Source organism: Pseudoalteromonas rhizosphaerae (genome assembly GCF_902498845.1).
Lineage (GTDB): Bacteria > Pseudomonadota > Gammaproteobacteria > Enterobacterales > Alteromonadaceae > Pseudoalteromonas > Pseudoalteromonas rhizosphaerae.
In genome coordinates, this window is sequence record NZ_CABVLM010000008.1 from 63,056 (window position 1) to 85,489 (window position 22,434).

At 39.7% G+C, this 22,434-nt stretch carries 17 protein-coding genes and 3 pseudogenes; 8 read left to right on the plus strand and 12 right to left on the minus strand.

Annotated elements, in window-relative coordinates; translation table 11 throughout:
* Window positions 1-57: 57 nt before the first annotated feature.
* From PSR9079_RS13460 to PSR9079_RS13470, 3 genes are all read right to left on the minus strand, one after another.
* A complete protein-coding gene (locus PSR9079_RS13460; RefSeq protein WP_149982053.1) occupies window positions 58-1,287 on the minus strand; it encodes an ammonium transporter in 1,230 nt (409 codons plus the stop codon).
* Window positions 1,288-1,296: 9 nt separating this feature from the next.
* The gene (locus PSR9079_RS13465; protein WP_149982054.1) at window positions 1,297-1,635 is read right to left on the minus strand and encodes a P-II family nitrogen regulator; all 339 of its coding nucleotides are present in this window, start codon (window positions 1,633-1,635) and stop codon (window positions 1,297-1,299) included.
* Between the two features lie 176 nt (window positions 1,636-1,811).
* Window positions 1,812-3,044 carry a GGDEF domain-containing response regulator gene (locus tag PSR9079_RS13470; RefSeq protein ID WP_149982055.1) on the minus strand — a complete coding sequence of 411 codons (1,233 nt, stop codon included), beginning with the start codon at window positions 3,042-3,044 and terminating at the stop codon, window positions 1,812-1,814.
* A 265-nt stretch (window positions 3,045-3,309) separates the two neighbouring features.
* Between PSR9079_RS13470 and PSR9079_RS13475 the strand changes: the two genes are divergently transcribed.
* The 5 genes from PSR9079_RS13475 (at window position 3,310) to serA (ending at window position 8,056) form a co-directional block, all read left to right on the plus strand.
* Complete coding sequence (locus tag PSR9079_RS13475) at window positions 3,310-4,827, plus strand: S10 family peptidase (RefSeq protein WP_149982056.1); 1,518 nt, start codon at window positions 3,310-3,312, stop codon at window positions 4,825-4,827.
* 107 nt (window positions 4,828-4,934) lie between these two features.
* Entirely contained in the window at window positions 4,935-5,489 is a 555-nt protein-coding gene (locus PSR9079_RS13480; protein WP_149982057.1) for a hypothetical protein, read from the plus strand.
* 20 nt (window positions 5,490-5,509) lie between these two features.
* Window positions 5,510-6,106, plus strand: coding sequence for a 5-formyltetrahydrofolate cyclo-ligase (locus tag PSR9079_RS13485; RefSeq protein WP_149982058.1), 597 nt, complete (start codon window positions 5,510-5,512; stop codon window positions 6,104-6,106).
* Window positions 6,107-6,159: 53 nt separating this feature from the next.
* Complete coding sequence (rpiA, locus tag PSR9079_RS13490) at window positions 6,160-6,813, plus strand: ribose-5-phosphate isomerase RpiA (protein WP_145241270.1); 654 nt, start codon at window positions 6,160-6,162, stop codon at window positions 6,811-6,813.
* A gap of 13 nt (window positions 6,814-6,826) precedes the next feature.
* Window positions 6,827-8,056 (plus strand): phosphoglycerate dehydrogenase, encoded by a 1,230-nt coding sequence (serA, locus tag PSR9079_RS13495; RefSeq protein ID WP_145241268.1) that lies wholly within the window; start codon window positions 6,827-6,829, stop codon window positions 8,054-8,056.
* A 244-nt stretch (window positions 8,057-8,300) separates the two neighbouring features.
* On the opposite strand, the gene PSR9079_RS13500 is transcribed toward serA, so the two are convergent.
* A complete protein-coding gene (locus PSR9079_RS13500; protein ID WP_149982059.1) occupies window positions 8,301-10,385 on the minus strand; it encodes a pectinesterase family protein in 2,085 nt (694 codons plus the stop codon).
* Between the two features lie 64 nt (window positions 10,386-10,449).
* Window positions 10,450-11,409: a pectinesterase family protein gene (locus PSR9079_RS13505; protein WP_149982060.1), complete on the minus strand. Its 960-nt coding sequence runs from the start codon at window positions 11,407-11,409 to the stop codon at window positions 10,450-10,452.
* Window positions 11,410-11,918: 509 nt separating this feature from the next.
* On the opposite strand from PSR9079_RS13505, the gene PSR9079_RS13510 reads away from it, so the two are divergent.
* Window positions 11,919-14,636 carry a TonB-dependent receptor gene (locus PSR9079_RS13510; protein ID WP_149982061.1) on the plus strand — a complete coding sequence of 906 codons (2,718 nt, stop codon included), beginning with the start codon at window positions 11,919-11,921 and terminating at the stop codon, window positions 14,634-14,636.
* Window positions 14,637-14,978: 342 nt separating this feature from the next.
* Here PSR9079_RS13510 and PSR9079_RS13515 read toward each other — a convergent pair whose 3' ends face one another.
* A complete protein-coding gene (locus PSR9079_RS13515; protein WP_149982062.1) occupies window positions 14,979-15,455 on the minus strand; it encodes a hypothetical protein in 477 nt (158 codons plus the stop codon).
* Window positions 15,456-15,833: 378 nt separating this feature from the next.
* On the opposite strand from PSR9079_RS13515, the pseudogene PSR9079_RS13520 reads away from it, so the two are divergent.
* Window positions 15,834-16,180: pseudogene (locus PSR9079_RS13520) on the plus strand (group II intron maturase-specific domain-containing protein); the annotation flags it as partial.
* Between the two features lie 68 nt (window positions 16,181-16,248).
* Here PSR9079_RS13520 and PSR9079_RS13525 read toward each other — a convergent pair.
* Complete coding sequence (locus tag PSR9079_RS13525) at window positions 16,249-16,608, minus strand: hypothetical protein (protein ID WP_149982063.1); 360 nt, start codon at window positions 16,606-16,608, stop codon at window positions 16,249-16,251.
* Window positions 16,609-16,837: 229 nt separating this feature from the next.
* A pseudogene (locus PSR9079_RS24270) lies at window positions 16,838-17,077 on the minus strand (transposase); the annotation flags it as partial.
* 14 nt (window positions 17,078-17,091) lie between these two features.
* Here PSR9079_RS24270 and PSR9079_RS24010 point away from each other — a divergent pair.
* Window positions 17,092-17,387, plus strand: a pseudogene (locus PSR9079_RS24010) (hypothetical protein); the annotation flags it as partial.
* 566 nt (window positions 17,388-17,953) lie between these two features.
* On the opposite strand, the gene PSR9079_RS13540 reads toward PSR9079_RS24010, so the two are convergent.
* The 4 genes from PSR9079_RS13540 to radA all read right to left on the minus strand — a co-directional run bounded on the left by PSR9079_RS13540 (window position 17,954) and on the right by radA (window position 22,285).
* Window positions 17,954-18,688, minus strand: coding sequence for a hypothetical protein (locus tag PSR9079_RS13540; protein ID WP_149982064.1), 735 nt, complete (start codon window positions 18,686-18,688; stop codon window positions 17,954-17,956).
* A gap of 326 nt (window positions 18,689-19,014) precedes the next feature.
* Entirely contained in the window at window positions 19,015-19,227 is a 213-nt protein-coding gene (locus tag PSR9079_RS13545) for a hypothetical protein (RefSeq protein ID WP_149982065.1), read from the minus strand.
* 569 nt (window positions 19,228-19,796) lie between these two features.
* Window positions 19,797-20,729: a hypothetical protein gene (locus PSR9079_RS13550; protein ID WP_149982066.1), complete on the minus strand. Its 933-nt coding sequence runs from the start codon at window positions 20,727-20,729 to the stop codon at window positions 19,797-19,799.
* A 170-nt stretch (window positions 20,730-20,899) separates the two neighbouring features.
* Window positions 20,900-22,285 (minus strand): DNA repair protein RadA, encoded by a 1,386-nt coding sequence (gene radA, locus PSR9079_RS13555; protein WP_145235514.1) that lies wholly within the window; start codon window positions 22,283-22,285, stop codon window positions 20,900-20,902.
* Window positions 22,286-22,434: the final 149 nt, after the last annotated feature.

The following is a 22,434-nucleotide window of genomic DNA, read 5'->3' on the forward strand; positions in this document are numbered from 1 at the left end:
ATCTAAATTAGGGCTTTGCTTTGAACACACAATGATTTTAAAACTTTTTACTTTTACTTAGTTACTGCGTACCGAAACAAACTCAGGGTAAGCATCAATGCCACAATCGTGTTGATCCATACCGTTTAATTCTTCTTCTTCTGTTACCCGGATACCCATGGTTTTCTTCAGTATTGTCCACACAATAAGTGAAGCAATAAATACAAAACCTAAGATACATACTAAGCCAATTAACTGGTTAACTAGGGTTGCATCAGTATTTGATACTGGCACTAAGATAATACCCAAGATACCGCACACACCGTGCACTGAGATAGCACCTACAGGGTCATCAATTTTAACTTTGTCTAGTGCTACAATGCTGAACACCACTAATGAACCACCTAAAATACCCAGTAAACAAGCAAGTAAAGGCGACGGTGATAATGGATCTGCGGTGATAACAACCAAGCCAGCAAGCGCACCATTAAGTACCATAGTTAAATCTGCTTTACCCCATAACACTTTACAAACAAACAGTGAAGCAATGGCACCGGTTGCCGCAGCAGCGTTAGTATTTAATAATATTTTACCAACTGCAGTCGCGTTTTCAGCATCAGAGATAAGTAGTTGTGAACCACCATTAAAGCCAAACCAACCCATCCATAAAATAAATGTACCTAATGTAGCCAATGGTAAGTTAGAGCCTGGAATTGGATAAATTTCACCATTTTTACCATATTTTCCTTTGCGAGCGCCGAGCATTAATACACCGGCAAGTGCTGCAGCAGCGCCTGTGCCGTGAACAATGGCAGAGCCTGCAAAATCAACAAAACCCATTTCAGATAAGAAACCGCCGCCCCATGTCCAGTAACCTTCAACTGGGTAGATAAAACCAGTTAACACTACCGCAAAGGCTAGAAAAGCCCACAACTTCATGCGTTCAGCAACCGCACCCGATACAATCGACATAGCGGTTGCAACAAATACGACTTGAAAGAAGAAGTCAGATTCTAAAGAATGATTAGCATCAGCGGCTTGAGTGCCAATAAGCCCACCTAGAGATGGAATGAAGCCACCTTCAGCGTTGTCTACATACATAATGTTGTAGCCAACTAGTAAGAACATGGTACATGCGATGGCATAGAGCGCCACGTTCTTAGTTAAAATTTCAGTGGTATTTTTTGAACGCACTAAGCCCGCTTCGAGCATGGCAAAACCTGCTGCCATCCACATTACTAAAATACCCGACATTAAAAAATAAAATGTATCTAACGAAAACTTGAGTTCTACGATCGTGTTTTCCATAAAGCCCCCTTAAATTGCTTCTTCATCTAATTCACCCGTACGGATACGGACAATTTGATCTAAGTCGTAAACGAAAATTTTGCCGTCGCCAATTTTGCCTGTTGCTGCAATTTTGGTAATGGTCTCAACGACCCGTTGACAATTTTCGGTACGAGTAGCAATTTCCAGTTTAATTTTAGGAATAAAATCAACTTGATATTCAGCTCCACGGTACAACTCTGTATGACCGCGTTGACGACCAAAACCTTTGACGTCAACAACCGTCATCCCCTCAATGCCTAAATCAGCTAGCGCTTCTCGCACATCATCTAATTTGAATGGCTTTATTATTGCACTAATCATTTTCATAGTGGCCCCCTTCGGACGCTTATTGTTATCCTGTTTGCTAAGACAATCCAACCTTTGTGCCACTATTTTTAACGTTTTAAAAACAACAAATTACATATTAAAAACAAATTACCCGCATAAAAAATGCACCATATAGGTGCATTTTTTTAACATCTTAACTGTACTGGTGCAGCAATCTAGTTTTGTCTGACGACACAGTCTCTACTTTGTTCTTTAGCTTGATACAAAGCTTTATCAGCTAAGCGCATGGCACTTGTTAACGTAACATTTTGAAATTTTGTTAAACCAATACTCACCGTAATTGTAAATGCATCACCATTGATCACAAAATCATACTCAGACAACCGCACTCTAAACGCTTCAAGTAACTGGTAAGCTTGATCTAAATCTACATCAGTTAATACAATGGCAAACTCTTCCCCCCCCACGCGTGCAACGGTAAAATCTTTAAACGAACTACGTAATAAAGACGCCACTTGCTTTAATGCCTGATCTCCAGCTTCATGGCCAAATTTATCATTGATTGCTTTGAAAAAATCAATATCAAGTAATGCTAAACTATTGTTACGCGAGGTTTCTTTTAGCCGTTTTTCAGCAAATTGATAAAAATAACGGCGATTATAAAGGTTGGTTAAATCATCGCGAAAGGCACTTTCTTTAATATCTGCGATCAGTGACAGCTGCTCCATAGTCTGTAATACACGACAATGAAACTCTTCATTCATAAAGGGTTTGGTTAAAAAATCATTCGCGCCGAATTTAATAAACCGTGCTGATAAACCATGCTTACCCGCACCTGATAAGCCAATAATCGCTAAATCATCACGACCACGAAAATTTCGCACCGCTTTAACAAGCTCAAAACCATCCATTGTCGGCATCGCATAATCAGTTAGTAATAATTTAATCTCTGGATCATTTTTCAGTATTTTTAAAGCTTGCTCACCATCATGCGCATCTTGTACATCAAATAGCTGTTTTTCGAGCATTTGTTTCATTAATGAACGGCTTAAACGAGAATCATCAGCAATTAAGGCTTTGCAACCTTGGTTACGTAATAGCTGAGCGACTAATTTAACCGCATAATGATAAGAATCACGATTATCTTTTATTACATAATCGACTACCCCAAGCTCTAATATTTGCTGGCGTTTATATTCATCAATGGTAGATGTTAGTACTACGGTAGGGATCATTTGGTCTAAAGTATATTTAACAACTTCGCCATTCATCGCATCAGGCAGGGTTAAATCGACCAAAGCAAGCGTATACTGATGTTTTGCAATGAACTCTTTGGTCTCGGCAAGTGACCAAGCAAAATCGACAGCAACATCAAGATAATGAGCTGATAAGTGCCGCAAAACCTGCTGGACCACTTTACTATCTTCAACAACTAAAACTCTTTGCATATATCTTCTCTACACTTCAGGTGGACATTGCGAGGGTAAACTTTTTACGAGTAAAAACTAAAAGTCATAATAGGCAGTAATATACTTTATTATCAGCTTGAGCAAAATATATTGCTGAATATATACGCATAAAATAGAGTATTTACGTTACTGATAATATTTATGTCTAATGCTCACCGATTAATATCGTCGTCTAGTCTCATTCCCTTTGTTATTTACAAAAAAATTATCTTTAATAGGTTAACTATTGTTTAAAGGATCCACCATGAAGCTTATCAGTATCATTAGTGTCTCTGTGGCCATACTTACTTTAAGTGTAAGCACAGCCAGTTATGCAGAAAATCAACGTCGTATCGATGTCGATAGTAAAGTTGTCACCGAACATAAAGCGCGCATCAATGGCGAGCGTTTTTCATATACCGCAACCACAGGCACACAACCGGTATGGGATGACAAAGGCGATGCCGTTGCAACATTGCAATACACTTATTATGAACGCGATAAAGTTGACGATCGCACTAAACGCCCATTGTTAATTTCGTTTAATGGCGGACCTGGCTCTGCATCTGTATGGATGCACTTAGCCTATACTGGACCACGGGTATTAAAAATTGATGACGAAGGCTACCCTATTCAACCGTATGGCGTGAAAGACAACCCATACTCAGTGCTTGATGTTGCTGATATTGTTTACGTTAACCCAGTAAATACTGGCTACTCGCGTATTCTTGAAAACGATAAAGGTGAATTACCAAGTAAAGAGGCGCAAAAAAGCATGTTTTTTGGTGTCAATGCCGACATAAAATACCTAGCTGAATGGTTAAACACCTTTGTAAATCGCACTGAGCGCTGGCGCTCACCTAAATTTTTAATTGGTGAGAGCTACGGCACAACCCGCGTATCAGGCCTTGCCCATGAATTACAAAACAGTCAATGGATGTATATCAATGGTGTTGTGTTGGTTTCACCAACAGACATTGGTATTAAACGCGACGGTCCAATAAAAGCGGCTAACCGTCTACCTTACTTTGCTGCAACGGCTTGGTATCACAAAGCTTTAAGCCCAGCATTGCAAGCTAAAGATTTAGATGAATTACTGCCAGAAGTTGAAGACTTTACCGTTAACAAGCTAATTCCTGCACTTGCTAAAGGTGGCTTTATTAATGATCAAGAAAAACGCGCGATCATTAAACAAATGGCACTGTATGCCGGTGTATCTGAAAAGTTTGTTGCGCAAAACAACCTTGATATTCCTACCAACTTCTTTTGGAAAGAACTACTACGTGAGCGCGGTCAAACGTTAGGCCGTCTAGATTCGCGTTATTTAGGCATGGACAAGCGTGACGCTGGCGAATCTCCAGACTACTGGGCAGAGCTAACATCATGGTTGCATTCATTTACACCAGCCATCAATCACTACTTACGTGAAGAGCTTAACTATAAAACTGACGTAAAATATAACCTGTTTGGTAATGTACACCCGTGGGATCGCAGCAATAATAACACTGGTGAAAATCTGCGTTTAGCAATGGCGCAAAACCCATACCTCAATGTGATGATCCAATCAGGCTACTATGATGGTGCCACTAACTACTTTGATGCTAAATACACTTTATGGCAACTAGATCCAAGTAGTAAAATGCGTGATCGTCTAAGCTTTAAAGGCTACCGCAGTGGCCACATGATGTATTTACGCCATGCAGATTTAGAAACCTCAAATAACGATTTACGTGATTTTATTTTACAGTCACTACCAAAAGAAGGTGAAGCTGCGAAGTATTAAACAGCGCTTAAAACCATAGGATTAAAAAAGCCCGTTTTTACGGGCTTTTGTTTATCGATAATTCGGATATACTCAAACTATTGATTTTACGTTTTTGGAAAACACAGATGACTGAAAACTTCCGTGTTATGTATGCAGGTCTAGCTCAAGATATTGAGCGATCGAATGCGATTAAACAACTGGCTGTAAAGCTCAAAGCCTCTGAAAGTAAAGTAGCTGCATTTTTTGAAAACAAACCCCTATTTGCCCCTTGTGAAAAAGAAAAAGCGCTCAAGCAAGCAAAGCTACTTGCCAGCGTAGGCATCAAAAGTAAACTGCAACCAATAAACAATGCACCAGCGGTAAGTAGCAGCGATGCAACCAGCCAGCGAGATGAGCGTATTTTTAACGCCCTTGATTACATCACCAGTAGTTTAATTCGCATCGAAGAAAAGCTCGACGATCTAGAGCAACGCTTACCAGCCTCAACCCAACAACCAGATCCTGATGAAGGCGACGAGTGGCAAACTGACGACCTATTGCTAGATGAAGAGCTGACAACACCGATCAAAAAACGCAGTAACATGCTGCTGTATTCACTTATAGCTATGGTTGTTGTCTTGCTTGTAGTACTAGGATTGTCGTTTGCATTCCCTGATTTATTCAGTTTTATGGATAATTAACAGATAAAGCAAAAATAAATATGAGCGAAAAAAGAGCACTGATCCGCCAAAAAATCCGTAAAGCACGTAATTCACTGTCAAAATTCGAGCAAAAAATTGCCGCAGAATCGCTTAAAGTGAATTTTACTCAACACTTAAAACAGCAAAAAACCATTAAAAACGCCCATATTGGCATTTATTTTAGCAATGACGCAGAGCTAGATACCTCATTGTTAATAAAAGATCTTTGGACTAAAAACCACGCCCTTTACCTACCTGTAATCCACCCATTTAACGGCACTACTTTATACTTCCAGCGCTATGAAGAAAATTCACCCATGAGGGCAAATCGCTATGGTATCTTGGAGCCTAAGTTAAATTGTAGTCAGATATGCCCACTAGCGGAGCTTGATTATCTGCTAATGCCATTAGTTGCATTTGATGATAACGGTAACCGGTTAGGGATGGGGGGTGGCTTTTATGATAAAACTTTGGCGCGCTACGAAAAAGAAAACTGGCAAAAACCACAACTGATTGGCCTTGCACATCAATGCCAACATGTTCCAAGTTTACCGGTTGAATCGTGGGATGTACCATTAAATTACATAATCACACCACAGAAAATCTACCATTGGTAAGCAATTTATTTATATACTAATGGCAATCCCTCTCACCTATTGAGCACATAATCATGACACAAGATGAATTAAAAAAAGCAGCTGCTTGGGCTGCACTCGAATTTGTAAAAAAAGACACCATTGTGGGTGTTGGCACAGGCTCAACTGTAAACCATTTTATTGATGCATTAGGCTCAGTAAAAGACACCATACGCGGTGTGGTATCAAGTTCTGACGCTTCAACCGAAAAACTAAAAGCACTCGGTCTTGAAGTATTTGAACTCAATGATGTTGATGCCCTTGACGTGTACGTTGATGGCGCAGATGAAATAAATGCGCTGAACGAAATGATCAAAGGCGGTGGCGCAGCACTAACCCGCGAAAAAATAGTCGCAGCTGTAGCAAAACAATTTGTATGTATTGTTGATGAAACAAAAATAGTGGACACCTTGGGTGAATTTCCACTGCCGGTAGAAGTTATTCCAATGGCACGCAGTTATGTTGCTCGTGAATTGCTTAAACTAGGCGGCGATCCAGTTTATCGCCATGGCGTGGTAACAGATAATGGTAACGTTATTTTAGACGTACATAACTTGTCGATCAGCCAAGCAAAAGATTTAGAGCTGACAATTAACCAAATTGTTGGCGTAGTAACCAACGGCTTATTTGCCCACCGTGGCGCAGATAAAGTGATTATCGGTACCAAAAATGGGCCGCAAATTAGATAAATAGGATGAGGATATGAGTAAGGTATCGTTAGCAAAAGACAAAATTAAAATTCTTTTGCTTGAAGGTGTACATCAAAGCGCTGTAGAAACGCTAAAACGTAACGGCTACAGCAATATCGATTATGTAAAAACCTCATTGCCTGAGGACGAACTAATTGAGCGCATTAAAGATGTGCATTTTGTAGGCCTTCGTTCTCGTACTCATATTTCTGAAGCTGTACTTGAAGCGGCAGAAAAACTGGTTGCCGTTGGTTGTTTTTGTATCGGCACTAACCAAGTTGATTTAAGTGCCGCACGCAAGCGCGGTATTGCAGTATTCAACGCACCGTTTTCTAATACCCGCTCTGTTGCTGAATTAGTACTTGGTGAAATTTTACTATTGTTCCGTGGTATTCCAGAGCGTAATGCCATTGCTCACCGTGGCGGCTGGTTAAAAACCGCCAATGGCTCATTTGAAGCCCGTGGTAAAACTCTAGGTATTATTGGTTATGGCCACATTGGTACGCAGCTAGGTATCATGGCTGAAAATATCGGTATGAACGTTGAATTTTACGATATTGAAGACAAGCTAACCCTAGGTAATGCCACACAAGTACATAACCTAACGCAGCTACTGCAACGCGCTGATGTTATTAGCTTACACGTACCTGAAACACCGCAGACTAAAAACCTGATTGGTAGCGCGGAAATTTCAGTGATGAAGCAAGGTTCAATTTTGATCAACGCCTCACGCGGCACTGTAGTTGATATTGACGCCCTAGCAGAAGCACTTCGTGATAAAAAAATCAGCGGCGCTGCCATCGACGTATTCCCAGTTGAGCCAAAATCAAACGATGAAGAATTTGTATCGCCACTACGCGAATTCGACAACGTAATTTTAACACCACACATTGGTGGTTCAACTCAAGAAGCGCAAGAAAACATTGGTATAGAAGTAGCGGGTAAACTAGCAAAATACTCAGATAACGGCTCAACTATTACTGCTGTTAATTTCCCTGAAGTATCACTGCCAGAGCTTGCTAACCGTAGCCGTTTATTACACGTACACCACAACCGCCCTGGTGTGTTAACCCAAATTAACCAAGCGTTTGCCCAGCACGGCATCAACATCGCCGCGCAATACTTGCAAACAGACGAAGCGATTGGCTACGTAGTAATAGACGTAGATACCGACCACTCTGAAATAGCACTAAAAGAACTAAGTGCAGTAGAAGGTACGATCAGAGCACGTATTCTTCACTAACAGCTGTCAGCTGGTCAAAAAATAAAAGCCGTGCTTGTTAAATCAAGCACGGCTTTTATTTGGATGAAGAATACTACGTTTTTTCAACCTTAGCCGATGAAATATTGCCAGTTTTATTGTCTGTATTAAACAAGCTTCACTTAAGTTACATCTTACTGTATTTGCTTTAACGGCTCGCTCTTAAGTATATATTTCAACAACTCTGTCAAAAACTTCTCTATTACTAAATGCCTCAATGGAGGCGTTAGCGAGGGTTTTCCTCTACCAAAACCTTATTGAGAAACGACGCAAGTACGCTGCGCATTTCGTCTACCCAAGGGTGAAATAGCCAAAAGGTGTGCGGTGTATCGGGTATGGTATACACTTGTTGATGGACGTTGTTTTTAATTAGCTGCGCTACAAAAGCATCTCTGCCAACATGAAAGCGGTCATGGGAAGAGTTAATAAATAACGTTGCTGGAGTATGTTTACTTAAATATTCTACCGGCGAAACCGCATGCCAAAGTTTTGGCTCTTGTGCATAACGCCCACCTAACCAAAGCGCTGCATAAGAAATCTTTCCAGGTTTATCTTCAAACATCCTAGCCGCTGTTGAGGTTAAATCAGCCACGCCGTCAATGTTCACGATTGCTTGCACTGCTTCGTAAGGCGATTTTGTATCGTGATTGGTACTCATGGCCCCGAATAACGTGGCCATATGAGCACCAGAAGACGCCCCTAACACCGCGATTTTTTTGGTATCTATCATATATAATTTATGATGTTGTTTTAGCCACTTAATCGCATCGTTGATATCTGCCATTGCAGCTGGATAGAGCGCCGTTTTAGAGGTTCTATATTCGACACTTACCGCCACAAAACCTTGGCCAGCTAACCAGCGTGCCGTTGGCGTTTGATGAGACTTGTTACCAGTCCTCCATCCGCCGCCATGGATCATTACGACCAACGGTTTCGCCTGCTCTGCTTTATTAGGATAAAATAAGTCAAGGTGCAGCGTTGAGCCATCCACCGTTTTGTAAGCTAAGTTGTAATGTTCGCTGATGGACTGTGCTGTTTGCTCGATATTTTCCGGTTTGTTGATCGGACTAATAAAAGGAAACTGTTTCTTGTTTTTTCGATACTCACTTTCAATGGTGTACTCAGCCATTTCACCACTGAGTGAATTGACCACCTCACGCGTAAATACCAGCTGTATTGCTTGTTGAATACGGGGAGATTGATACCATTCACCCAAGATATTTTCCCAAGTAAAAGATGCTGCTTTACTGTCATTTAGCTGTCTTCTATTCGTTGTTATAAATGCCCCAGGACCGGAAGAATTGTACTCAAAAAAGCGAGCATCTTCTGCTCGAAACACCTTTTTACCGCCTGTTCTAGCCGTCCCCCCCATTGGGTGCCACGCTTGTTGTTGAATATGCGCTCCCATCCACGTATCTATAAATACGGTTTGTCCTATTGCATTAGGATCTGCATACCTTCCATCAGGGAAAGTAGTAGTTGGATGCCAAGGTCTTCCTAACCCCATACTATTGTCTTGCACTCCTTCCTCTGCGCTAAGTGCACAATCAATAAAAACCAGACCAAATGCTTGCTCAATATTAGTACTTGGTGCAGTAATAAAACCTATGGGTAACTGTTTGTTAGGTCTATTGCGGGTCACTATGTTCGACTTATAAAAAACGGCGGCTCCGCCCCCAAAAATAAAGTCAACATGACCACTTATAGTATTATTGAGAAATAAAGATCTCCCTGCTTTCGTGTAAAGAGTATCTTGATATCCACTGATTTTTACATGATTAAACAATGCTTTATCACTACCATAGTCGGTCAATACGGCCACGGCTTGTAAACCTGATACGCGTTTCGGATCATCTTTACTCATTGCATCGTAATATGGAAAATCAAAGCTATTTTCAATATGCAAGTTTTCAACACTAAAATTAGGCGATTTAATAGTTAACGTGGCTGAATTTGATGTTCCTAGATTACCACCATTTTCTGTTACTTTGCCTGAATAATCATCAAAATATAATCGAGTAGTATCAGCCCCTGCACCTGATAACGTAATAAAAGGTTTGTTAATAACGAGTTTTTCATAATAGTCACCTGGGGCTATTTTAATAATATAGGGCTGAGATAAATTATTAGGTGCTTGCTCAATAGCTTGTGCAATGGTGGCAAAAGCGTGTTCATTGTTTTTATCAACAATTGCATCAACTCGTGGTGATACGAGTTCATTCGCAGATAAGCTTTGACATATAAGTCCAAAGAAAAATAATAAGCCCTGAATAGTACCGCTTATTGTTTTTAACCGACCATGTAACTGCATGTGAAGTTTTCCTTACATAGTAAAAATAGCATGTTTAAAGTAGGCCTGTGGCGAGTAAGTAAGATCATTTTTTACTAACTATATTTGGCTGCCAGCCACGCATCACGTTTTTAATGGTGTAGTCTTGCGCTTCGACTTGACTCAGTTGATGCGCCCAAGCCACTCGCTTAATACTATTAGTCCCCTGCCCTGAGTTATTAAACTCAGCATAAAAAACGGTTTCCTGTTTACTAACATCCCCCCAATTTTGCCAACCTTCAGGAGCAATATGCTGACCTAAATCAGAGTTAATGAACACAGTTTTAGCGTGGTGTCTCCAAGGACGGCCAAGATAAACTTTATCAACAGCAGCACTGGCAGTTAGCTTTACACGATTAAACACAAATCCAAATGCCTGATTTTTAGGGGTAGAAGCAGCTGTAATATAAGAGTTACTAAGTGACTTAACTTCACAGTCTTCGAACATTGCTGTGCCTTCACCAAAAATAAAGTCTGTGGTGCCTTCGATATAACAATCTTTGAAATACGAGCGAAACCCTTCGCCAGCTAGGTACAAGGAATCTTGATGGCCTTTGATAGCTACGTTATTTATGCTTACTCGATCAGCCTCGATATGCAAAGCAACAGCCTGCCCAACCGCGCCTGCACTATTAATAATAGTCAAATTTTGGGCGCTAAAGTCATTCCCTCGCACCATTAATGTATATGTGTGAAAGGTACTATTTCGACCTAAATTTATCTTATTAAAATGGTCGCCATAGGTAATAATTGTATTTTCTTTACTTTCACCTATTAGTTTTATTCGTGTATTCCATGAGTAAACTTCTACCTTTTCTGCATAAACGCCATTTTTAACGAAAATACTTATGTCATGCCAAGGGTAAGTTTTACTTGCATTGATTGCTGCCTGAATGGAAGTAAAATCGCCCGTACCATCTTTGGAGACTACCATGTTTGTGGCGTACTCTTGAGCCACTACCGCTCGCGTCCCAAATAATACAAGCAACAATGTAATTAAAAGCATTAAAGGACTTGTTCTTTTGTTTAGTGTAATCACTGTCGTAACCACCCTTTTATTATTGATATCACAATCTTTCTCATCTTATGGGGACAATGACTGAACACCTGTAGCCATAACTTCTACATAGCAGTCACAGTTTGCAACATAGCTGATTTTCTGTGAGCGAAGTTAGTATGTAGCGCAATTCCAACTAATTGGACTGGTATTTATCCAAAAAATCTTCTTCAATACTTATTTCTAACAAATTATGCTACCGGTGGCAAATTTATTTAAATATCATTCTCTAAAAAATCAGCGTGTTATTTTTTACAAAAATAAAGCTCGCAGATCTAATGATACATTATATTAACAAACCACTTGACCCAAACTGCCACCGGTGGCAACCTAATTAAAATAAATTTTATTAGTGGTAACTTATGTAAACAAATTAACAGCATCTCTACTTTTTATTTAACGCGCTACTTTATCAAATAGTGCGCAATTTAATCTTTCTTTGTTCCAAGGGAGCAATAATGAAACTCACACACACATTTATAAAAAGCTTAATTGCTACTAACGTGCTTGCCGCCCTTACCGTAAGTTCATTCTTTAGTAACGCTCAAGAATCTCAACCAGCAGCATCTGAGGATGTTGAGGTCATTGAAGTAAAAGGCTTTCGTGGTTCTTTAATTAAAGCCTTAGAAGCCAAACGAGATGCAGCTAATACTCGTGAGTCAATTATGGCTGAAGATATTGGTAAGTTTCCAGACTTGAATGTGGCAGAAGCCATTCAGCGAGTTCCTGGAGTGGCAATATCGCGCGAAGGTGGTGAAGGTCGTAATATTGTTCTACGAGGTTTTAGCCCGGGTTTTACCCGAACTACGCTTAACGGTATGGAAGTACCCGCAGGAAGTGATGGTCTCGATTCTGGCGGCGTAACTGTTAACAATAGTCGAGCCTTTGACTTCCATGTATTTGCATCAGAGCTTTTCAACCGTATAGATATTCAAAAAACGCAAACAGCCTCGATTGAAGAAGGTGGTATTGCTGGTACAGTCGATATGTACTCTGCACGCCCTTTTGATAACTCCGGCTTCAATTCGACCCTGTCACTTAAAGGTGGCTATAATGATTTAACCAGTGAAGTTGACCCTAGGTTTGCTTTCTTAGCCAGTAATACATTTGCTGATAATACCTTTGGTGCACTTTTTTCGGTTGCAGTATCAGATAGAAGTGTGCGTCAAGAAGGCTTTGGCAGCGTGCGCTGGGAGCCAACAAATCGAATTGGTAATGGCACATGGGGTGACACTTCTGGGCTGGCGACCATCAACGGAACGCCTAGTAATTACTGTGGTGCTGAAGAAGCTATATCCTGTTTATGGGTACCTCGGTTACCGCGGGCTGATTTTTTCGGGAATGAGCAAAAACGTATTGGGGTTACCGGTTCTTTGCAATATAAGCCTAATGACGACATGTTATTCACATTGGATATATTGCATTCTGAGTTAGAAAATGATCGCAGAAACTACAACTCTATGGAGTGGCTAGTTAATCGTGGTGCTCCGGGTGATTTCCAAGGTCAAAGCCCCGTTTCGTTTACGGTCGATGAGTCGGGTAAAGTCCTTATTGCTGGCAGTTTTGAAAATGTCACCTCATGGTACGAAAGCCGATACCAGGTGTCAGATTCGATATTTGACCAGTATGTGTTATCTGGCGATATTCAACTTAATGATCGCTGGTCGCTTGACCTTATGGCTGGTATGGCTAAAAACGACGCTGACAGAGAAGAAATTCGTTATTACTACCGATCGGTTCCCCACTTCTACTCCTATGATTACAGCAGTGGAAATGCAGCGACAGTAGATTATGGCGATTACGATACGACCGATCCTAATAACTACCTTGATGCAGTCAATGCCTCTAATCGTAGTGACGATGTTAAAAAATCAAATACCACAGTGAAACTGGATCTCGCTTATGCCGGAGATAGCTTTGATATAAAAACCGGACTTGCCTTTAATGACAGAGAAGTAGAATATCGAACGGCAGATGGTGACTTTACTCCCTTTGATCCTTCAAAATATACAACCCCATTTCCGTATTCGGATTTTGGTAAAGGCTTAGATGGCGCTACTTTGGCTCCTTTTCTTGTTGCTGACTTTGATAAGCTAGAGGCCGACGGTATTCTTACTCATAATTATACCAATAATGCAGCTCAAGGCTGGGTGGTAGGTGAGAAAACACAAGCCCTTTACCTTGAATTAAACAGTGATCATGAAATTGGTGATATGTATCTTCGTACTAACTTTGGCGTGCGCTATGTCAACACTGAGGTCACTTCTGAAGCCATTATAAACAATAGTCCTTTGTCGGTTACGCGCGATTACAATAACTTCTTACCATCGATGAATTTAGCACTTGAAGTCACCGATGATATAGTGACGCGTTTTGCTTATGCTCGCAGCATGACTCGCCCAAGTCTAGGTAGTTTAAATATTGCTTCACCGCAGTTTGGGTATACGACTTTTACTGTAGGTAACTTAGGTAATCCTGGACTCAACCCTTATGAATCAAATGATGTTGACCTGAGTGTTGAATGGTATTTCGCAGAAGAAGCTGTTGTTGCTTTTAATGTTTTTAATAAAGACATAGTGACCTCTCTTGATACTGAAGAAGTAGAAAAACTGGTAGACGAAGAGTTTTGGCCATCTATTTACGCTGATCCTCAGTATATAGCCACAGCCCCCCTAGGTGACCCTGCATCGCAAACCTATACACACCGCATACCAGTCAATAATAACGACGGCTATAGCGTAACTGGTTATGAGCTAATGTATCAACAACCCTTTATCTTTTTAGACGGTTGGCTGTCTAACTTTGGTGTGGTTGCTAACTTCACACATGTAAGCGCACAAGACTCTACAGGCTTGTCACCCAATTCTTATAATGCAACATTGTATTATGATGAAGAAAACTATGGCGCTCGTATATCATTAAACAAACGCGATGATTACCTACTTCAAGAGCCAGCCGGAAACGGCCATGCTCAAGAGCGTAAGTTTGGTCCGACTCATGTAGACGTATCTGCATTTTATAATGTGAATGAAAACATTTCGCTTTCACTAGAAATTATTAATTTAACAGACGAAGTTGAACGTATATATGGTACCGGAGACGGAGATCTCAACTTAACGAGAGAATACAGCCATACCGGTACACAATACTTTATCGGCGCAAGTTATACATTTTAGTAAACTGCAACGAATCAGTGTCTATTTGAACTGATAAAAAAGCCCGCAGATACATAAAATATGCGGGCTTTTTTGTATCTAGCTTTTATGTAATGTTTGTAAAAACCCATAAAGATATGCAAAAAGTAGACTGCGATGAGCTCGCAATAATCGATTACTGCGTAACGCGCCTATATGTGTTTGCCGTAAGCTACTTGCTTAACAGCCACATCGACATACGAAGTAAACGAATTTGCTTATTGAATTAGAGTTGATTTAGAATTGACCGTCACTATATAAAAACGGTCAAATAAAATACTAGTGCCTATTGACCGAGTTAAGGCTCATATGTGTTGAGTGCCACTATCGCCATACTTCTTCTTTACACTCTTTGAATTTTTCTGAAGTGTAAATATATATTTTTTTACTTAAATTTACCCAAGATAAACCTACCTTTCTGACTTGGCAGTGGGCAGAGCTAGGGAATTTGTTTTGAATTACTTCAAATGAACCATCAGACTGCTCAAAGGATACATAAACATCATGACGTAAGCCGTCTTTACATTGATTATTTGAATCTCGTTGATACTCATATTTGTTTCTAGGAATACTATGAATTAATGTTTCAAACTCTAATAGAACATCATCTGCTATTTTTGATTTACACGGCATTGCATTAGCGTATAAGTCAGTATTCCAAAAAATGTCACCATCACTATTTAACCAAACGAAATCTGTAGTCCGCATATTTTTCATTTCAATACGAGTTATCCAATCTCCCTCTTTAGCATGACTTACATATGGGAGTGTAATAAATAATAAAACTAGAAATATACGCATACGCTTCCTTGTGGCATTTAACGAGGCTGTAGAATAACTCGTTTTTAATTTATTTTTATTGATGCATTAACCATAGTCGAGTTCCTATTTTGATTCAATCGACAACTGACTTTTACGTAAAATATAAAAGAGGATTTGCTGTTGTTTTAATGGGCGTTTTGGAAGGTATGACAGGTGTTTAAGTGGCTTATTTGGAGAGGTAGCAGCTTACCTTTATTAATGTAGTGTGTTTTACATGTGCGAATTAGTTTTCAAGTTAAACCTCTTTTACTTCTCTTTCTCTGCTCTTTGTGCAAAAGATCTTTAATTGAATTATTCAAAACGAGGTTAAGAGACGCTGCGCTTTAGAGTAATACTGATACTAGATCCATGAAGTCTTTACGCGGTTGGGTATACTATTACCTTACAGCCAATGCTTATAAGCTAACGGTGGATTTAGATCACTGGATCCGCCGTAGGATAAGAATGTGCTACTGGCGGCAATGTCGCTATTTATAAGGAATAGCACGCACCAAAGTACGCAGTTTAATGAAACTGGGTGTCAGCGAACGGCTCGCCATAGCCTGTGGTATCACCAGTACCAAAAGTAGGCGCTTGGAAGCGAAGGCCCTTGTAGAAGCTCAAAAACAAAAGGAATTAACATTGCATTAGGCAATGATTACTTAGCTTCACAAGGGTTAGTGTCATTGAGAGATATTTGGATCAATATTCATTACGGGAGATGAACCGCCCATTGCGGACCCGCATGATGGGTGGTGTGGGGGCTGGAGGTTAGAGACCTCCGGCTACCCGATTAGCTATTCAATTCACTAATAGCTTGAGTCATACCCTTTTCAATTAACTCTAATGCTTTATCTTGGGATAGCTCTTGATGAGCACAGCGACAAGTTACCAAATAATTAGAGTTGTTGTCTTTAGGATACATAGCAAAAGTAATGTACTTATAATCACTTTTAAATACTCTTGTCCCAGTAATTAAGGTAAATGATAAAGGCAAGCGTTGATCATAGTCATGGCAACTTTGTACGCGATCAACAGCGTCACCAGCATTACTATTTAGTTTAATAATATATTTGTCTTTACCCGTTGGAGTAACGTCTTTATATACCGTTGCATTTACTGCGTATACCGATATTGATTTCCCTTCTTTCATTATGACTCCAATGCAGATTTGATGAATAGCTAACGAGGCTGTAGAATAACTCGTTTTTGATTTATTTTTATTGATGCATTAACCATAGCCGAGTTCCTATTTTGATTCAATCGACAACTGACTTTTACGTGAAATATAAAAAGAGGATTTACTGTTGCTTTAATGGGCGTTTTGGAAGGTATCACAGGTGTTTAAGTGGCTTATTTGGAGAGGTAGCAGCTTACCTTTATTAATGCATCGTGTTTTGCAGCTTTTCTATATTATGAACTAAGCAATACAGTTGCCGCAGTATGAAGTGAAAGCATTCACTTTCATTTGACCGCGTAAGGTCAACTTATTCATGCCTTTATTGACTGTAATATTCCGCTGTTTATTTAAAGGAATGCAGGCTCTATACAGCCTAGTCGTTTGCCATTCCTTCAATAAAAAGCTGCCGTCGCCCCATTGGGCTGTCTATTTTGACTTTGATTATTATAGCTAACGGTGGATTTAGATCTCTGGATCCGCCGTAGGATAAAAATGTGCTACTGGCGACAATGGCACTATTTATAAGGAATAGCACGCACCAAAGTACGCAGTTTAATGAAATTGGGTGTTAGCGAACGACTCGCCATTGCATGTGGTATCACCAGTACCAAAAGTAGGCACTTGGAAGCGAAGGTCCTTGTAGAAGCTCAAAAACAAAAGGAATTAACATTGCGCTAGGCAATGACTATTTAGCGTCACAAGGGTTAGCGTCATTAAGAGATATTTGGATCAATATTCACTACGGGAGATGAACCGCCCATTGCACTTCCTGCTAATAAAAAGCGCATGATGGGTGGTGTGGGGGCTGGAGGTTAGAGACCTCCGGCTACCCGATTATATGCCTGCACCACCATGCAGGATAATTTCATTCTCGTTGCTATTTAATAGTTACAAAAAACTATCAGAGAACTATTTTACTTTATGGTTTCTTAGTTGGTGTTCACCCAATATTTTTCGAATTTATTCTTCTCTGTAATGGTATATGGATAATCGGCTAATTATAAATAAACACCAATAATTCATTTATTTTAGTAGGTAAAAGTACATAACATCTAATTAAAAATGTTTCTAAGTATTCACTGCTGTTAGATTTAGACCCTAATAATTTTACTTTTCCAACCATTTCAGATGCAAGTTGTTTAAAGTTTGGACTAAACTTCGTTATTTCATCTATGTTAAACCATGCCTCCCCAAAACCTGAAAAAGCATTTAAATTCAGTTTACCTATGAAAACGACCGCATAATAGTCAAGATTTAAAAAATTTCTCGTTTTTAAGAAAGAATGCAAATTATGAGTTTACCACATAGGAGACGCTTATTATTGAGGTGATTCTGGTTCTCCTACTATTTTTTGTAATATAATGCTAGCTACAATACTCGCCATGATCGGCCACCAAATAAATGCATATAGTGCGTAAACGTGTAGACAAAGATAAGCAATAGACGTAGTGATGTGAAATGTAGTGACTATAATAGAATCATTACTATCTTTAGTAATTAACCTCCCTAGTATCGAACATAGCCCAAGTAAAACCAGAAACCCTGCAATTGGATAGATAAGATAATTTAAAATGTCTAGTGTTGGATAGATAAGATCGTGTAAAATTTCCATTTTTGCATTGTTCCATCCCTTGAGCGAGAAATAGCTATATAAATCTATAAGAATAGCGACCAGAAAACCACCAGTTAATATAAATACCACTGGGTTTTTGAATATATTTGATTCTTCCCCCATTTCTGCACCTCCATAAAGGTAATTTGAGGTAATATCTTTGCCACAATCCTTAATTTCATAATCATACCTGCCAGCCTCTACGTTAATAGCAGAACCATTTTCATTCATTTCTTGGAGTTTTTGATAGCTATCTGTTTGTACTTTCTTCAATTCGTCACGATGGGTCATATTTGTTTTTGAAATAACTACATGATAAATATCTTTAGTAGAAATAAGTTCATTATTCACGATGACTTTACCTCTTTTAAAAGGTTCGATAAAATCATCCCTTACTTGCACTTCTGACAAATCTTTATATACACTTCCAAGAATTATCATTTTTCATTTTTAACACTATGTGAAACTTACTCAAGAGTAATACCTGTGCCATAAACGCTCAGAATGAACTTGGATTTGGTCATGTAAAACTGTAACCGATTTCTCTGTATATTTCATATATCCACCAAACCCTATATTGCATATAAACGCTAAGCTAAGTGGCTGCAAACCACAACCAAACTCAAAATAACCACCTTAAGCACACTAGCCAATTTGAACTAAAACCGCCATGCGTTTGCAGTCCGACTTAAGCGCCTTGTATGTTCGTAGCTATTTGAAACCACTGATATTTACAAAACTAGGTATGGTCGATGCAACAGACTTGCTCAAGCTAGGTGCTGCAACACTTCAATTTGAATGTCTCTCAGTAAGTTTTGAGTATGCTCCGACTGTAAATTAAGTTCGTACCAGCCATCAGTTCCCATATATTCAGCAGAAATATAGCTGATATTTTTAATACCTCTTTCATTGTTGATGATTCCAGATAGTCGGAAAATACCTAACTTTGTGTAGATTCTGCTAATTTTGAAGTTTTCCATAAATCTCCAAGAACATACAGCTTATTCAAAGGATCTAAACCCACAAGTTGCAGACAGAAAATCCTTTGAGTTTTTTAATACTTTCAGTCTAACTCTGTATCTAAATGTAAATAAAGGGATTTATCTTTGTTGTTATTTTGTTATTGTAAATCACAAGAAATAAACCCGCGAGTTGTTAAAAAACTCAAAACTGTTTGTTTATGAATACAGGAAAATAAAGCAGATAAAGATACGCGTGTCGCTCATTTTCCTGAATATGGGAGCAAACAACAGCTTGATAATTCAATGAGTTATTATCCTAAACCTATATCAACGTCAGTTTCCCACTTGAAACAATCTCTAAACTTTAATTTTCACCGTTGGGTTTCGTTGCTCTGAACCACAACCTACGATAATAAATTTTACGCCGACCTGCTTTGGTTTGTTCCTAATACCTAGCGCCTAAATACTAGTCCCTAACCCGAATCGCCAATAAAAAAGCGCGAGATTAACTCGCGCTTTAAAATAACTCAAAACTGTATTTTGTCTTAAACTTACCGCTTAAGACTTACAACTTATAGCTCTACGAGCTATTCGCCCTTCGCTTTTAAATTTATAAACTCTGCCAATTCTTCTGGTTGCCCCATTAGGGTGAAGATCTGTTGGTTAATTTCGGTCATGGTTTGCCCTTCTGGCAAGCTTGCTGACACGGTTAATGAGTTTAAGCCTTGCGTGAAGTTTTTAATCGCTTCACTCAGCGCCTCGCTGACTGGCGCTTGTTGTAGCTGCATGTTGACCATTTGCTGCATTTGCTCCAGCGTCATACCTTGCTTTTCAAGCGTTTGTTCGACGAGTGCTTTAAATTCACCTTCGTTATTGAGGGCAATTTCGATGCTGCGTGGTTCAAGCTCTGCAAGCGCCTCCATTAGTAAGGTTTGTTGCTGTAATTGCTGCTCTAAAGTCGGCTGTTGACTACCTAGTTGTTGCTGCATTTTGCTCAGCGCCAATGAAGCATTCATCAATGCGGTTGATTTTGCTAGACCGAGGTTAAAATTAAGGCCTACAATATTTTTAGCATTAAGCGCAAAGTCGATATCACTATCACCTGATTTTTCATCATAGTTCATCAATGTATGGAGATCATAGCTAGCAGCAGCGAGTTTATTGTTAGCGTCTGGTGGTAACTGCGCTAAAAAATGCTCACTGAAGGTAAAGTTTTTTATGCTCAACTCGGTACGAGGAGCAATTTTATCTACTTCATATCCCGCCACTTCAATGCTCGCAATATTAGCAACCGGCTGCTGATCAAACCCAGTGATTTGCATATTTGATATTTCAACACTTTGCCCAAGCACGCTGGCCGAAATATCTTCATAACTGGCTGTTACACCCATTTGCTGGCTCATTAATGCAAGCTGACGATCAACCTCTACTTTAACTTCTTGAGTCAACGCATGATTTGCATAGCTAACACCACCGATAGCCGCAGCGACAACAACAGCAACAATTGCGAGTTTTTTCATTCTATTTCCTTATTACAATTTCTATTATCACCGTTGTTATTTAGCTTAGTCTCTAACGGCTTTAGACTTAAGATTTTGCTAAGCGTATCATTCAATAATACCTTTGATAAGGCCTTTGATAAGGCCTAGCATAAGTAAGTGCAAATTGATTTGCACTTTTTTGAGCGTGGCTAATTAATTAAACTTAGCAGTTCATGCACTGTTTTAACTGGGGTTATTTTAGCGCCCAGCCCTTCCATTGATTTATGGTAATTACGAAATGGAATAAATATTTCGGTAAAACCATGTTGGGCAGCTTCTTTAACGCGCGGCACACCACTATCGATTGGCCGTACATCGCCATTTAAGCTCAACTCACCCATTATGCAGGTAGTCCGTGGCACTACAAACTCATTTAAGCTACTGAGTAAGGCAGTCACTAAGGCTAAATCGATACAGGTTTCGGTTTCATCAATTCTCAGCCCGCCAACAATATTAAAAAACGTATCATGAAAGATTTTGGTTTTAGTGTGCTTGCGTAAAATACCAGTGAGCATTTTTATTCGGTTCATATTTAAACCTACGCACACTCGCTGTGGAAACTCCGCCTCGGTTTCGGTGGTTAAACATTGTATTTCGAGCAACAAGTTGCGGTTACCTTTTCGAATACAAGTAATGGTTGAACCGGGTGAGTCGGTACTTGATCCCGATAAAAATATTTCACTGGGGTTATCAACACTTAACATACCGCGTTCGCACATTCTAAAAATGCCCACAGTATCAATGTCACCAAAGCGGTTTTTATTGGCGCGCAAGGTACGTATTTGCCCATCGTTAGTGTCGATATGTAATAACGCATCAACAATATGCACTAAGGTTTGCGGCCCCGCTATTTCATTATTTTTATTTACGTGGGCAATAATAAACATAGTGACGTCATTTTGCTTGCAGTACTGTGTAAGCGCTTGCGCGGCACTTTTAACTTGTGACGGTGAGCCTGGGCTGCCGTTTGCGGTATCAGTAACAACTGCTTGAATAGAATCGATTACTGCAAACTTGATGTTATTTTTTTCAAGCTCTTCGATAATGGTTTCAACACTGGTTTCTGATAATAAATACAATTCGTCTGGGTTGTAATCGAGTTTTAAGCGATTAACACGGTTTTTAAATTGCGATAACGACTCTTCTGCGGTGCAGTAAAGTGATGGCATACGCTGTGACATGCGCGCGACTAAATCCGATAATAAAGTCGTTTTACCTGCTCCGGGATCGCCAGAAATAATATTCACAGAACCTGTGGTCACGCCACCTGATAATACTCGGTCAAGTTCACCAATACCGGTTAGTTGCTTTTCGGCTTCGGTGGTTGCGATGTCATTAATTTTTTTCGAGCCACCGCCAACGCCACCAGCATAGCCGCCAACAACGCTGCGCGTTGCTGCTTTTTTAGTTTGCCCTGCTGAGGGCTTAAATTCGGCTAAGGTATTCCATGCGCCGCAGCGACACTGTCCTTGCCAGCGTTGGTAGTTCATTCCGCATTCGGTGCAAACAAACTCTATTTTTGCCGCTTTTGCCATTAACTTTTGCCTACCTTCGTCATTTTGAAATCATTTATGTCCATACTAGGATGATCTTTAATTTATTGGTTGCGTTATGGTGCGCTGAATATTGACCTTGCCAATAAGGCAATTCAACGCCACAATCGAGATATATAAAAAAGCAAGGT

Coding starts and splice junctions, on each gene's coding strand:
- PSR9079_RS13510 (WP_149982061.1), top strand. CDS start 11,919: ATGAAACTCACACACACATTTATAAAAAGCTTAATTGCTACTAACGTG.
- PSR9079_RS13465 (WP_149982054.1), bottom strand. CDS start 1,635: ATGAAAATGATTAGTGCAATAATAAAGCCATTCAAATTAGATGATGTG.
- PSR9079_RS13485 (WP_149982058.1), top strand. CDS start 5,510: ATGAGCGAAAAAAGAGCACTGATCCGCCAAAAAATCCGTAAAGCACGT.
- radA (WP_145235514.1), bottom strand. CDS start 22,285: ATGGCAAAAGCGGCAAAAATAGAGTTTGTTTGCACCGAATGCGGAATG.
- PSR9079_RS13525 (WP_149982063.1), bottom strand. CDS start 16,608: ATGAAAGAAGGGAAATCAATATCGGTATACGCAGTAAATGCAACGGTA.
- PSR9079_RS13475 (WP_149982056.1), top strand. CDS start 3,310: ATGAAGCTTATCAGTATCATTAGTGTCTCTGTGGCCATACTTACTTTA.
- PSR9079_RS13460 (WP_149982053.1), bottom strand. CDS start 1,287: ATGGAAAACACGATCGTAGAACTCAAGTTTTCGTTAGATACATTTTAT.
- PSR9079_RS13480 (WP_149982057.1), top strand. CDS start 4,935: ATGACTGAAAACTTCCGTGTTATGTATGCAGGTCTAGCTCAAGATATT.
- PSR9079_RS13500 (WP_149982059.1), bottom strand. CDS start 10,385: ATGCAGTTACATGGTCGGTTAAAAACAATAAGCGGTACTATTCAGGGC.
- PSR9079_RS13470 (WP_149982055.1), bottom strand. CDS start 3,044: ATGCAAAGAGTTTTAGTTGTTGAAGATAGTAAAGTGGTCCAGCAGGTT.
- PSR9079_RS13515 (WP_149982062.1), bottom strand. CDS start 15,455: ATGCGTATATTTCTAGTTTTATTATTTATTACACTCCCATATGTAAGT.
- PSR9079_RS13545 (WP_149982065.1), bottom strand. CDS start 19,227: ATGGAAAACTTCAAAATTAGCAGAATCTACACAAAGTTAGGTATTTTC.
- PSR9079_RS13505 (WP_149982060.1), bottom strand. CDS start 11,409: ATGCTTTTAATTACATTGTTGCTTGTATTATTTGGGACGCGAGCGGTA.
- rpiA (WP_145241270.1), top strand. CDS start 6,160: ATGACACAAGATGAATTAAAAAAAGCAGCTGCTTGGGCTGCACTCGAA.
- PSR9079_RS13540 (WP_149982064.1), bottom strand. CDS start 18,688: ATGATAATTCTTGGAAGTGTATATAAAGATTTGTCAGAAGTGCAAGTA.
- serA (WP_145241268.1), top strand. CDS start 6,827: ATGAGTAAGGTATCGTTAGCAAAAGACAAAATTAAAATTCTTTTGCTT.
- PSR9079_RS13550 (WP_149982066.1), bottom strand. CDS start 20,729: ATGAAAAAACTCGCAATTGTTGCTGTTGTTGTCGCTGCGGCTATCGGT.